Here is a 13,257-nt window from a genome sequence, read left to right as displayed (position 1 = left end):
TACTGATAGAAATAGATTCTTAGCGGCTATGCGAAGTTAGCTTCGCTAGCGGCGATGCGAGGCTAACACCAGGCGCTTGGTTGCGTGCCGCTGGTTTGTTAACGACGGGTTTGGTTTCATCTAGGCGCTCGTCAGCCTCGCCTGCCACCAAGCTCGCCGCACCGGGGTTACGCCCCATTGCGACACCAACAGCAAGCATATCGATCACCAACAGATGCAAGATTCTGCTAACCATAGGCAAATGGGTGCTCACATCTTCCACATGATCCACGATCAAAGCAACATCGGCTTTTCGGATCAAAGGTGAATGACTGGCCGCGATAGCGATAATTTTAGCGCCACGTTCACGGGCTTTCTCGGCGACTTCGATTAATTCAGGCAAACGGCCACTGCTACTGCTGATCACGACCACATCTTTATCACCCAAGACACTGGCCGACAATAGCTGCAAACGCGAATCGGTGTGCGCAATACTCGGTATGCCTAACCTTAAAAACTTAAACTGCGCATCTTGCGCGACGACACCATAGTGACCAATCGCATAAAATTCCAGCTTATTCGCGCCACTGATTAATTGAATTGCGCGCTCTATCATGTCGCGATTGAGTTGACTACGAACCTGCAAAATTGAGGAGGCTGTATTTCCCAATACCTTCGCGCCCAGCTCGAGTGCAGAATCATCATCCGTCACTTGAATATGCGTGACAGGCACGGTACCGGTCAAGCCAGATGCTAAACGTAACTTAAAGTCAGACAATCCTTCGCAGCCCAATGAGCGGCAAAACCGGATCACCGTCGGTTGGCTCACATCAGCAGCCCGTGCAATTTCGGCGATCGGATCATTCACTACAGCCCTGGCATGCGCCAACACGTGTTCAGCGACGCGTAATTCTGCAGGCGAGAGATCAGCGCGTATTCGTCGAATCTGTCCAAGTATGGCGGAGCCAGGTTCAGTTTGTAAGGTCCGTAATTGCGCATCCAAAATGGCGGCTGCACCGATGAAGGTCGCATGTTCTGCGGTAATGACAAAGGTTGGAATCGCAGCAACATAACGACTAAAGCGCCCTTTTTCTTCAAAGCGCGTGCGGAAACTTGAGGCGGCAAAATATTCACCCAGGCGCGGTACGATACCGCCACCGATATAGATTCCCCCCATCGCTCCCAAAGTCACCGCTAGGTTCGCTGCGGCCGTCCCTAATAAAGCGCAAAACACTTCCAAAGCTTCTATACATTGCGCATCGCTAGCATCAAGAGCGTGTTGGGTAATTTCTGGCGCGGTCAATTCTTTCGCCGTGACCTGAGCCCGTTCCGCCAGCGCACGGTAAATCAATTCGAGCCCAGGGCCGGACACCAGACGCTCAAAAGAAACGTGATCAAAGTGTTTCCAGACGTAGCGCAAAATCGCGATTTCACGCTCATCACGTGGTCCAAAGCTGGTATGTCCGCCTTCTGACCCCAAGGAAATCCAGCCATCACCAGCAGGAATCAAGCCCGACGTCCCCAGACCGCTACCCGGTCCCAACAAGCCGATAACGCTTTGCTTACGCGCTTCACCACCGCCGATTTGTTGCACATCGTTTGCACCCAGGCGTGGCAAGGCCATTGCCAGCGCGGTAAAGTCATTCACAATCAGTAAGGTATCAAAACCCAGTTTTTGCCGCATTTCTTCAATTGAGAATTGCCAATGGTAGTTAGTCATGCTGACTTGATCACCATCCACTGGATTCGCGATCGCTACCGCCGCATGTTCAATCTGCAACTCTGGCAAAGTTTGCAGATAAGCTTTCACCGCCGCATAAAAATCAGGATAGTCAGCACACAACAAGGACCGTGTATGTTGGAAATCTCCTTTACTCATTTCCAAGGTGAAGCGTGCATAGGTACCCCCAATATCCGCCAACAAGTGTGGCGTTGGGTGCTGTGCGGACTGTACAGTTTGAATTCGTGCGACGTGATTTGCTTGCATAGGATTCCAGAAAATAGTGCTCTGCTAGTTTTGTACTATTTGTACTCAGTGAGTGGTTTTGATTTCCCTTGTCAGCGGACACATTCTGCCATCAATGTCAGCCAACAAATTGGTTTGATTACATTGTAGTCTGACTAGACCGCGTATGGATATATCTGATTACGCTTAATTTCTGAACAAGATTTTCCTTCTTTATTGCCAATATTTTGTAACTAGACTACAAATTTTTACCTAAATTTATGTATGCAAGCCTTATTTATCATTGATTGATGGCTATTCCAATCGTCCTTTGGCGTTCCTAAAGATGCGACAAAATGATTATAAAATCAAACAGTTACAGATATTTCTCGGACATAAGCATAGGAAGTCAGGTCTCCTACAGATTTACACATATTTATTTGCAAAGTTTATTCAGTGGAAAACCACACTTTCTTCAAAATTCTGAAACTACACAACAAAAACATTGCGACAATTCTGTAGTTTTGCTACATTCATTGAAAATATATTCCAACAATACCAATTTACTTTGATCGACTTACGGACAGCCTTCGACGTATGTTTATTTCTGGTCATAGTTAGATATCTGCGATATCTGACAACAAGAAATAAGTGCCCGCAATTGAGCGTGATGTCCGTATTCGACTTGCACAGCAGGAATTGCCAGCAATGACTACAGCGAACTCCGCCATCAGCACTTTGACGAATACGACGGCCCCCTACCCCTGGCTGATAGCCGATATTGGTGGCAGCAATGCCCGCTTCGGCTGGGTGGCGGCTTCTGGTGCAGGAATTACCCATGTGCAGACCTTAGCGGTTTCTGATTTCGCCACCCCAATTGCCGCTAGCGAGGCTTATCTTCAACGTTTGCAACAGCAAACTGGCACGACCTATCAAGCGCCACGCTGTGCCGCATTTGCGGTCGCCACTGCGGTGGGACAGGATCAAATTAGCTTCACGAATAGCCATTGGAGTTTTTCTCAAGCGACGGTCAAGGCAGCTTTACAATTAGACCGCTTTATCGTTTTAAATGACTTTGAAGCGCTGGCCTTATCCTTGCCTTGCCTGAATGCTGCACAAGTACGCGCGCACGATGCCCTACCGCAACATACAGGCACCTTAGCAGTCGTTGGCCCCGGCACGGGCCTTGGCGTAGGATCTGTGATTGAAACCCGCCATGGCTGGATTGCTATCCCTGGAGAAGGTGGTCATGCGACACTCGCCGCCAGTGATGATTTTGAGGCTAGCGTATTGGCACACGCGCGCGCTGAATTTAGCCATGTTTCGGCAGAACGATTGTTATCTGGCATAGGCATGCCCGTACTGTATCGCGCCGTCGCCCGTACTTTGTATGAAACACCGCAAGAACTCAGCACTGAACAAATTGTTGAGCGCGGCCTAAGTGGGCAAGATACTGTTTGCGCTAAAACCTTGGACTGTTTTTGTGCCTTACTCGGCAGCTTCTGCGGCAGCATCGCTTTAACTGTAGGTGCCCGCAGCGGGTTATATATTGGCGGCGGTATCGTTCCTCGCTTAGGCGACTATTTTTTCCAGTCGCGCTTTCGCACGCAATTTGAAGCCAAAGGCCGACTACACCCTTATTTGCAACAAATTCCTACTGCTCTAATTATCGATACGTTGGCAGCACTCAGTGGTGCAGCCTTCGCGATCGAACAAAGTGAAGTTTAAGTCGTATGCAGCGCCGCACATTTCCTCCAAATGTTATTCCTCGCGTCTTGCTGAGCCGATACATGTCCCCACTCATGTCATCACTCAATAGGATGTTAAGCGGCGCTGTATTTTTTTTCTTTCTGTTTAATTTGGCTCAGGCACAAACTAGCACCTATCAAATACAGCACCTGGAGCCAGCGTCCTGGTGGATAGGAATGAAGCATCCGGAAGTACAACTCATGGTGCATGGGAACAAGATCGCCGAGCTGACGCCTGTCATTGATTACCCCGGTGTCGTGATTCAAAAAGTCCAGCACAGTGACAACCCTAACTATTTATTCATTGATTTACACATCGCAGACAACAGTACCGCTGGCAATGTTGAGATCAAATTTCAAAAAGCCGATCAATTAGTCGTGCGCCACAATTTTGTATTGCAGACCCGCCGTAGCGCTTCGGCACAAAGGCAAGGATACACGCCACGTGATGCGATTTATCTCTTAATGCCAGATCGTTTTGCAAATGGTGACCGCAGCAATGACAGCGTCCCCGGTTACAGCGATAAATTGGCGCGCCAAATTCCCGGGGCACGTCATGGCGGCGATATTCAAGGGATACGCCAGCACCTAGACTATATTGTTGGAATGGGTTTCACAATGCTGTGGCCAACACCGCTGATGGAAAATGCCCAAGCAATTAACTCCTATCACGGTTATGCAGCGACAGATTTCTACAAAATCGATCCAAGCTTTGGTAGCAATCTCAGTTATCAGCAATTGGTGCAAGACGCCAAGCAAAAAGGCTTGGGCGTGATTCAAGATATCGTCCTCAACCACATAGGCTCGAACCATTGGTGGATGAAAGATTTACCGGCAAAAGACTGGCTCAACTATCCGGGTAACTATACCGAGACTAACCATATTCGCAGCACCATACAAGATACCCACGCATCACAGAGTGACAAGCGTCGTTTCGCGGATGGCTGGTTTGTCAAAACTATGCCCGATATGAATCAACGCAATCCCTTCTTGGCAAATTACTTGATACAAAATAGCCTGTGGTGGATTGAGTATGCAGATTTGTCGGGCTTACGCACTGACACCTATTCGTATTCGGATCGAGATTTCCTAGCGCGATGGTCGCACAGGATCATGGACGAATATCCACGCTTAAATATCGTCGGTGAAGAATGGAGTATGAATCCCAACATCATCGCTTACTGGCAGCGCGACAAAAACAATCACGATAATTATCGCTCATCCATGCCCAGCATGATGGACTTCCCCGTATATCAGGCGCTGCATACGAGTTTGGTGGGCAACGCGGGCAAGCCTGCCGATATGATGACAATGTATGAAGCGATTGCGAACGATTTCATTTATCCGCATCCTGATCAATTAACCATCTTTGAAGGCAATCACGACACACCGCGCATCTTTTCCGCGCTCAATGAAGACATCGCCCTCAATAAATTGGCGTTTGTCATGTTGGCGACATTGCGTGGGATTCCGCAAATGTTTTATGGCGCAGAAATTTTGATGACCAGTCCCAAACAACGCGATGACGGCAAGGTGCGTGGGGATTTTCCGGGCGGCTGGGACGGCGATCAAGTAAATACTTTCAGCGGCAAAAATTTAAGCGCGGCACAACAAGACATGCAAATTTTTGTGCGTCGCCTTTTTAACTGGCGTCAACAACAACCGGCTATTCATGAAGGAAAATTGATTCACTTTCTGCCTGAAAACAATTGTTATGTGTATTTCCGCATTGCTGGTACACACACAGTCATGGTGGTGATCAATCGCAACGAGAAAAGCACTGAACTTGATTTAACACGATTTTCCGAAATCTTGCGTCCAGCCCAAAAAGCCCATGAAGTAATCACCGGGCAAGATCTTGTTTTAGAACACAAACTCGCGCTCAAACCAAAGAGTTCATTGATTCTTGAATTGAAGTAAATTCTGCTCGCAAACTACACAAACCCACACGAGGTAAAACCATGAAGCACTTAGTTTTCTCTTTACTACTTAGCATAGGTGCGATATCAGCCCTTCCAGTTCACGCGCAAACCAAGTCTGAAGTCGTGCATCCAGCATGGACGAAGAATGCCACCATTTACGAGGCGAATATCCGCCAACACTCAAAGGAAGGTAGCTTTCAAAAATTCGAAGCGTATTTGCCTGAATTAAAAAAAATGGGTGTCAAAGTAATTTGGATTATGCCAATTAATCCTATTGGTAAAGTCAACCGCAAAGGCGAATTAGGTAGCTATTATGCAGTGCGAGACTATAAGGGCGTGAATCCAGAATTTGGAACGCCAGCTGATTTCAAAAAGCTGGTGAAATCGATTCATGCGCAAGGCATGTATGTCATTATTGATTGGGTTGCCAATCACACCGCTTGGGATCATCCATGGGCGACTGAGCATCCTGAATTCTACAAAAAAGATAAAGACGGAAAATTTGTACCACCAGTACCAGACTGGGCCGATGTGATCGCACTCGATTACAGCAATCCACAAGTGCGCAAAGCAATGCTCGAAGATATGCGTTTTTGGTTAACCGAATATAACATCGACGGTTTCCGTTGTGACGTAGCGGCGATGGTGCCGACAGATTTCTGGAACGACGCACGCAAAGAATTAGATAAGACAAAAAAGGTTTTCATGCTGGCAGAAGCGCACGAATTTGAGTTGCAAGAAAAAGCCTTTGATATGACCTATGGCTGGCAATACAAAGATTTGTTCAATGAAATTGCCCAAGGCAAAAAATCTGTTAAGGATCTCGATGCGTATTTGAACGGCGAGGAAAAGCACTATCATCCGAATTCATATCGCATGTTACATATCACCAATCATGATTTGAATAGTTGGGAAGGTACGGAGTTTGTGCGTCTCGGTGATGCAGTAGAAACCTTCCTGGTCTTGTCCAATATCATGAAAGGTATGCCACTGATGTATAGCGGACAAGAAGCTGGCAATAACAAGGCTTTAAATTTCTTTGATCGTGATCCTATCGAATGGAAAGCCCATCCATTTAAGCAGTTATACACAAAACTATTTCAGTTAAAGAAAACAAACAAGGCTTTATGGAATGGCGTAGAGGGCGGTGAAATGCAACGTCTACATACCGGCAACGATGAACATATATTCGCCTTCACACGCGAAAAAGGCGGCAATAAGATTGTTGCGATTTTCAATTTATCGAAGAATCCGCAAACTGCTGAAGTCAAAAGTGCTTTAGCAAAAGGGAACTTAAAAGACATCATCAGTGGCAGCAAAGCACCGCAAGGCGCGTCGGTCAAATTTGACCTTAAACCATGGGAATATAAAGTGTTTGCGCAGTAAGTAGTTAGGTAAGTTGTTGTACAGTAAAGCAGCGAAGTAGCACCAAGAAAAACCAAAAATAAGAAAAAACGCCAGCAACATGATGTCAGATCACTGATCCCATCATGACTGGCGTTTTTTTACGCCTTGAAAATCCTCGCAATTTCAATTCCAAGATCATACATACAGAAAATTTGATCTAGCTCAAGACGCATGCTGCAGTGCGGAACTACACTACTTTCATTAAATTTCAACGCGCCAATCGATTGGCAGTTGACGCGGACTAGTTCTGTGAACTTCAATTTATTGCGATTTATCAATATTAATCACCAAGGAAATAAAAATGAAAAAGCTCGTTCTCGCACTCTCTTTAGCAGCAGTTGGTTTAGTCAGCACACAGGCAATGGCGCAAGAAAGCCCATGGATGGTACGTGCTCGTGCAGTCAATATCAGCCCAGCAAATAATTCTGATCAAGTCGGCGGCGTAGGCGCAGAAGACCGCATCACCGTCAGCAAAAAGACAATTCCTGAAATCGATATCACCTACTTCTTTTCACCAAACGTCTCTGCTGAATTGATTTTGACTTATCCACAAAAACACGATGTGTATTTGGATGGCAGCAATATCGGCACATTCAAACACTTGCCACCAACGCTGTCTGCACAATATCACTTCACACCAAACGCTGATGTGAACCCTTACGTCGGACTGGGCGTGAACTACACGAATATTTCTAAAGTAAATTTATTGGGTGGCAAAGGCGGACTCGAAAGCAGTAGCTTTGGTTTCTCTTTACAAGCTGGCGTGGATTTCAAGATCGATAAAAATTGGTCTTTGAATCTGGACGTGAAGAAAGTGCAAATCCGCAGCGACGTGAATATCGCTGGTGCGAAAGCAAGTGCCGTCAAAGTTGATCCATTGTTGGTCGGCGTCGGTGTTGGCTATCGCTTCTAAAGTTTCGTGATACAGGGCCTCGCTACACAGCAAGGTCCCACTTACCACACACACAGAGTCCTTGTGCCGCCAAGCACAAGGACTTTCTCATTTATGGGGTATAGTTCGACTAGTTCGACTAATGCGTCCGGCCGACATCGGTCTGATTGAGGCGGCTTAATGCTTCTTCGGTTTTCCCGCCTTAGTTTGACTCTGCATTTTTTTACGACTCGTCGTCTTGCCATTCTTTTTCTTTGCTGCAGTCGCTACGATATCTTGTTGCAGCTTCTGTGCAATTTCAGCAACTTCAGGAATCTCAACAGCGTCGGGCTTAGCTATATGCTGAGAATCTTCCTCGAGTTCTCGCGACATAGACATAGAATTTGTAGCATCTGGCGCCAAGACATTTGCCATATCAGCCATATCAGCCATTTCACCAACAGCATCATGCTTATCAACAAACGGTGGCCGATTTGCAAGTGCCAGATCGAGTAACTCTATCCAATGCAATACAGGCATCTTCGTCCCTGTTTGCAGATGCTGTTGACACGCCATATTTGCACTGATTATCACATTGGCCCCGGTCGCTTCGAGTGCGCGTATTTTATTGTCTCGTAACTGCCTGGACAAATCACCTTGTAAGATCGAATAAGTGCCAGCAGAACCACAACAAAGGTGACTGTCCGCACAAGTTTGTACTGCGACACCCAGGCTCTGCAATATTCCTTCGACCTTACCGCGTACTTGTTGTCCGTGTTGCAAACTGCAAGGCGCGTGCCAGACTAACTTTTCTGTGATTTCACCGCCCACCAGTGCGATCAATTCGGGGATGCAATCTGCCAACAGTTCGCTCAAGTCACAAGTCACAGCACTGATTATTTTTGCTTTCTCTGCGTACACGCTATCGTGTGCCAACAGATGCTCATACTCTTTGACCGTGACACCACAACCTGAAGCAGTCATCACAATACGTTCACTATGTTTCTCTGAATCGATAGCATCGATATTGTCACTAATTAAGGGCCACCATGCATCAATATTATTTTTGGCGGCTGCAATTGCCCCATTCTGATCACTCAAATGCAAGCGTACCGCACCACAGCAGCCAGCCTGAGGCGGCCGGACTGTCTGGATTTGCAAACGATCTAAGACGCGGCTCGTTGCGGCGTTAATATTTGGCGCTAGACTGGGTTGCACACAGCCTTCGAGCAGAATCACTTTGCGCGCATGCTGGGATTGCGGAATCTTTCCAGGCACCGGCGCTGTAGGTATTTTTTCTTGCAACTGACGTGGCAATACGGGTTTGATTTTGCGCCCCCACTGCAAAGCATGTTGAAACAGACGTGGATTACTTAAGCCATTTTTCAAAACACCGCGCAGTATCTTTTGCGTAATCGAGCGCCCAACTTTTTTCTCAACAATATCACGGCCGATTTCTAACAATCGGGCATACTGCACACCAGATGGACAAGTCGTCTCGCAACTGCGACATGTCAGACAACGGTCTAAATGAGTTTGTGTTTTTTGGGTTGGCTGCTGGCCTTCTAACACCTGCTTGATCAGATAAATCCTTCCCCGGGGGCCATCTAATTCATCACCCAATAATTGATAGGTCGGGCAAGTCGCATTGCACATGCCACAGTGCACGCACTGGCGCAAAATCTGTTCGGCTTCTTGCCCTTCTGCGCTAGCACTAAACTCTTCACTGATCTTAGTTTGCATACGATGAGATCGCTATGTTGATGAGACAATTAAAATTAATCAAGTTATGCACTCGCAAACAAACAACCGCGATTAAAAATACCCGCAGGATCAAACGCTCTTTTCAATTCCTGATGTATCTTCAGTTGGACTGGATTGAGAGGAGTAAAGACAGGCTGGATCTGGTCGGCATAACGAAATTGCGTTACGTGGCCGCCCATCTTTTGTACCGTCTCCCGCACAATGCTAAGAGGTTCATGTGTCCAAATCCAACGCTGCGCACCGCCCCACTCGACCAAATTCTTACTACGTATCTTTAACTCCGGCGCGCTAGGCGGCAAAGATAAACGCAGGAGCGCTAGACCTTCTTCCGGCGTAAAAAAATGATGCTCTTGTTCGCGCAGACTAGTCCAGAACGCTTGCAGGTCACCGAGTTCTTGCCCGCCCAATTTAGCGCGTGCTAAGCGCAAGGCCGATTCTGAACCGGACAAGCGCACAGTGAGGCGTCCCGCATGATAGGCACTTGCTGAAATTGGTAAGGCCTGCCCCGCCCAGAGATTCAATGCATGCAAAGCATCGACCTCGGACATTGCAAATGCCAGGCTAGTTTCATGCATAGGCCTAGGCATCACTTTCAGCGAAATATCGAGCAGTAAGCCCAATTCTCCAAGCGAACCTGCCATCAATCGGGAAACATCATAGCCCGCGACGTTTTTCATCACTTGCCCACCGAATTGCAAAAATTCGCCCCGGCCATTCATTGATGATACGCCCAACACAAAGTCTCTGAGCGCCCCACTAGTCGCACGCCGTGGACCGGATAAGCCTGCCGCCACCATCCCACCGACGGTAGCAGCCACACCAAAATGTGGTGGTTCAAATGCCAGCATTTGCCCATATTCTGCGAGCAGACTGTCGATTTCCTTGAGTGAGGTACCCGCACGAGCAGTGATATAAAGCTCAGTCGGCTCGTACGCGATCACGCCCGTATAGCCACACGTGTGTAGAATTTCACCCTCACAAAGCTGGCCGTACCAAGATTTGGTAGCACCACCTTGTATGCGAATCGCAGTGCCGGCTGCACTTGCGGTCAAAATTTGTTCGCGAAATTCTTGCAATACCGTTTCCAATTCAACTCCCTCAAAAACGTGGTAAGTCAGGGAAGCCTATCCGACCATTGTTGACATGCATACGACCGAACTCAGCACAACGATTCAGACTAGGAATACCTTTGGTGGGGTTAAGTAAATTTTGAGGATCAAACGCGTGTTTGACCGCCATAAAACTCGTTAATTCTTCAGGGCGAAATTGCACGCACATAGAATTGAGTTTTTCGATACCGACGCCATGTTCGCCAGTGATCGTGCCGCCTAGTTTTACACAAAGTTCAAGAATCTCCGCGCCAAAAGCTTCCGCTTTTTCAAACGCTCCAGCGTGATTTGCATCAAATAAAATTAAAGGATGCAAATTACCATCACCGGCATGAAAGACATTCGCGCAGATCATTTGATAGCGAGCTTCCATCCCATTGATCGCGCGCAAGACTTGCGCCAGATGCTTGCGTGGAATCGTACCATCAACACAGTAATAGTCTGGCGAAATTCGACCTGCCGCAGGAAAAGCATTCTTACGTCCCGACCACAATTTCAAACGTTCTGCTTCACTAAAAGAAACAGTCAGATTAGTCGCCCCCGCCGCATTCAGGACAGCGCTCATGCGTATGATTTCTTCGGCGACCTCTTCAGAATTGCCATCAGCTTCGCATAATAAAATCGCAGCAGCATTCATGTCATATCCCGCATGGACGAAAGGTTCCACCATCTTGATCGAAGTTTGATCCATCATTTCTAAACCTGCTGGAATAATACCCTCTGCAATCACCTGCGCCACAGCATGACCGGCTTGTTCGACCTCACTAAATGATGCCATGATCACCTGCGCAGTCTGCGCTTTAGGAATCAACTTCACCGTCACTTCTGTCACGATGCCGAGCATGCCTTCAGAACCAATAAAAACGGCGAGTAAATCTAAACCGGGCGCATCGAGCGCCTCACTCCCGAGTTCTAACATATCCCCTTCGATAGTCGCAATGCGTACGCGTAAAACATTGTGTACGGTCAAACCGTATTTCAAACAATGTACACCGCCGGCATTTTCCGCGATATTACCCCCGATCGTGCAGGCTAATTGCGATGATGGATCAGGTGCATAGTACAAACCACTACTCGCAGCGGCGTCGGATATAGCCAGATTCCGCACGCCGGGTTGAACCTTTGCGGTACGTGCGTAAGGATTGATTTCAAGAATTTTATTCAATCTGGCGGTTGATAGAACTAAGCCGTTTTCTATCGGAGTCGCACCACCCGATAATCCCGTACCAGCACCACGTGGCACGATAGGAACTTGTAATTCGTGGCACACTTTAAGTATTGCCACTATTTGCGCTTCGTTCTCAGGCAGCGTGACGACCAGTGGTAGTTGCTTATAAGTGCTTAATGAATCACATTCATACGGACGCGTATCTTCAGCATCTGCCAGAATGCAGTGGGCAGGTATTACTTGACGTAGGGCTTTTACGATAGCCGTTCGTAACATTGAACTCTCCATCTTTCTACCTCATGTAGTGGGAAGGTATTTTTCATGATGTCGTCATGTATTCGTCATGAAATCTCGTCTGCATGCAGCACTTGCCAAGCTTCATGATGAGTGTAGCCTGTACGAAAGAGTTTGTGAGTGGGAAATAATTTTACCTACAAAAAAAGACGCCGTAGCGTCTTTTTTTGTAGGTAAATTGAAGCGAACTTATGCAGAGAATGAAGATCCACAACCACAAGTCGATTGCGCATTTGGATTCTTGATCACAAACTGCGCACCTTCTAAATCATCTTTATAATCGATCTCTGCACCAACCAGATATTGGTAGCTCATTGCATCAACCAATAATTGGACACCATTTTTATCCATCACTGTGTCATCTTCATTAGTGACTTCATCAAAGGTGAAACCATACTGAAAACCTGAGCATCCGCCACCCTGCACGAACACACGTAATTTCAAATCTGGATTGCCTTCTTCTTCAATCAGTTGTGCAACTTTAGAAGCAGCACTATCGGTGAAGATAATCGGGGATGGCATATCGGTAACAGCGTTCATAATCGACTCCTGCGTATTTGCTCAAATTAATTCAAATCAGACTGCTATTATAGACCGTATTCACAATCCTAGTTGGATGCGGCCAACTTCAAAACAGGTTCCACATTTTGATCATGCGCAAGCTTTCCTGAAACTAAGGCGCCGTTCATCATTTCTAGTGCTTTATACACCACATCACCAGATATCCTGGCCTTGCTTTGCAACTCGATCAACTCTGTCGAAAACACTGGGCCATTAATCACACCATTCACGACCACGTGTCCAGCACGCACCTCACCATCAATCACAGCTTGTTCAGAGATCACTAAAATACTAGTGGTTCCTGATTCGGCGATGACATTCCCTTTGACATGACCATCAATCCGTAATCCACCTTTAAAGTGAATGTTGCCTTCGATACTCGTACTGGATCCGATCAAGCTATCAATGGTGCTTTTATTTTTACGATTAAACATGCAAACTCCTCTATCTTTTTTTTGAATATTGACAGTGTTTAATGAAAAACTATCT

General features: G+C 46.9%; 10 protein-coding genes. 4 read left to right on the top strand and 6 right to left on the bottom strand.

Features of this window, described 5'->3' with window-relative positions; all coding sequences use genetic code 11:
* Positions 1 to 19: 19 nt before the first annotated feature.
* On the bottom strand, positions 20 to 1,966 hold the full coding sequence (locus tag ACO0KW_RS00890; protein WP_423049732.1) for a glucokinase: 1,947 nt from the start codon (positions 1,964 to 1,966) through the stop codon (positions 20 to 22).
* A 609-nt stretch (positions 1,967 to 2,575) separates the two neighbouring features.
* Here ACO0KW_RS00890 and glk point away from each other — a divergent pair.
* The 4 genes from glk (at position 2,576) to ACO0KW_RS00870 (ending at position 7,914) form a co-directional block, all read left to right on the top strand.
* The gene (gene glk / locus ACO0KW_RS00885) at positions 2,576 to 3,652 is read left to right on the top strand and encodes a glucokinase (RefSeq protein ID WP_423049730.1); all 1,077 of its coding nucleotides are present in this window, start codon (positions 2,576 to 2,578) and stop codon (positions 3,650 to 3,652) included.
* A gap of 62 nt (positions 3,653 to 3,714) precedes the next feature.
* Positions 3,715 to 5,592, top strand: coding sequence for a glycoside hydrolase family 13 protein (locus tag ACO0KW_RS00880; RefSeq protein ID WP_423049728.1), 1,878 nt, complete (start codon positions 3,715 to 3,717; stop codon positions 5,590 to 5,592).
* Between the two features lie 41 nt (positions 5,593 to 5,633).
* Positions 5,634 to 6,980, top strand: coding sequence for an alpha-amylase family glycosyl hydrolase (locus ACO0KW_RS00875; protein ID WP_423049726.1), 1,347 nt, complete (start codon positions 5,634 to 5,636; stop codon positions 6,978 to 6,980).
* Between the two features lie 322 nt (positions 6,981 to 7,302).
* Positions 7,303 to 7,914, top strand: a complete 612-nt coding sequence (locus ACO0KW_RS00870) for an OmpW/AlkL family protein (protein WP_423049724.1) — start codon at positions 7,303 to 7,305, stop codon at positions 7,912 to 7,914.
* 156 nt (positions 7,915 to 8,070) lie between these two features.
* On the opposite strand, the gene glcF is transcribed toward ACO0KW_RS00870, so the two are convergent.
* The 5 genes from glcF to ACO0KW_RS00845 form a co-directional block, all read right to left on the bottom strand.
* Entirely contained in the window at positions 8,071 to 9,615 is a 1,545-nt protein-coding gene (glcF, locus tag ACO0KW_RS00865; RefSeq protein ID WP_423049722.1) for a glycolate oxidase subunit GlcF, read from the bottom strand.
* A 44-nt stretch (positions 9,616 to 9,659) separates the two neighbouring features.
* Positions 9,660 to 10,724: a glycolate oxidase subunit GlcE gene (glcE, locus tag ACO0KW_RS00860; RefSeq protein ID WP_423049720.1), complete on the bottom strand. Its 1,065-nt coding sequence runs from the start codon at positions 10,722 to 10,724 to the stop codon at positions 9,660 to 9,662.
* 10 nt (positions 10,725 to 10,734) lie between these two features.
* The gene (locus ACO0KW_RS00855; protein WP_423049718.1) at positions 10,735 to 12,189 is read right to left on the bottom strand and encodes an FAD-linked oxidase C-terminal domain-containing protein; all 1,455 of its coding nucleotides are present in this window, start codon (positions 12,187 to 12,189) and stop codon (positions 10,735 to 10,737) included.
* Positions 12,190 to 12,396: 207 nt separating this feature from the next.
* A complete protein-coding gene (gene erpA, locus ACO0KW_RS00850) occupies positions 12,397 to 12,747 on the bottom strand; it encodes an iron-sulfur cluster insertion protein ErpA (RefSeq protein ID WP_423049716.1) in 351 nt (116 codons plus the stop codon).
* A 68-nt stretch (positions 12,748 to 12,815) separates the two neighbouring features.
* A complete protein-coding gene (locus tag ACO0KW_RS00845; protein ID WP_423049714.1) occupies positions 12,816 to 13,202 on the bottom strand; it encodes a bactofilin family protein in 387 nt (128 codons plus the stop codon).
* Between the last annotated feature and the right edge of the window lie 55 nt (positions 13,203 to 13,257).

Source organism: Undibacterium sp. Ji22W (assembly GCF_049340305.1).
Taxonomy (GTDB): domain Bacteria; phylum Pseudomonadota; class Gammaproteobacteria; order Burkholderiales; family Burkholderiaceae_D; genus Undibacterium.
The sequence above is the reverse complement of the archived record's forward strand: the minus strand, read 5'-3'. Positions and strand labels throughout refer to the sequence as shown.

Excerpts from the sequence above, each read along its gene's own strand:
- ACO0KW_RS00890 (WP_423049732.1), bottom strand. The coding sequence starts at position 1,966 with ATGCAAGCAAATCACGTCGCACGAATTCAAACTGTACAGTCCGCACAG.
- ACO0KW_RS00880 (WP_423049728.1), top strand. The coding sequence starts at position 3,715 with ATGTCCCCACTCATGTCATCACTCAATAGGATGTTAAGCGGCGCTGTA.
- ACO0KW_RS00875 (WP_423049726.1), top strand. The coding sequence starts at position 5,634 with ATGAAGCACTTAGTTTTCTCTTTACTACTTAGCATAGGTGCGATATCA.
- ACO0KW_RS00870 (WP_423049724.1), top strand. The coding sequence starts at position 7,303 with ATGAAAAAGCTCGTTCTCGCACTCTCTTTAGCAGCAGTTGGTTTAGTC.
- glcF (WP_423049722.1), bottom strand. The coding sequence starts at position 9,615 with ATGCAAACTAAGATCAGTGAAGAGTTTAGTGCTAGCGCAGAAGGGCAA.
- ACO0KW_RS00855 (WP_423049718.1), bottom strand. The coding sequence starts at position 12,189 with ATGTTACGAACGGCTATCGTAAAAGCCCTACGTCAAGTAATACCTGCC.
- erpA (WP_423049716.1), bottom strand. The coding sequence starts at position 12,747 with ATGAACGCTGTTACCGATATGCCATCCCCGATTATCTTCACCGATAGT.
- ACO0KW_RS00845 (WP_423049714.1), bottom strand. The coding sequence starts at position 13,202 with ATGTTTAATCGTAAAAATAAAAGCACCATTGATAGCTTGATCGGATCC.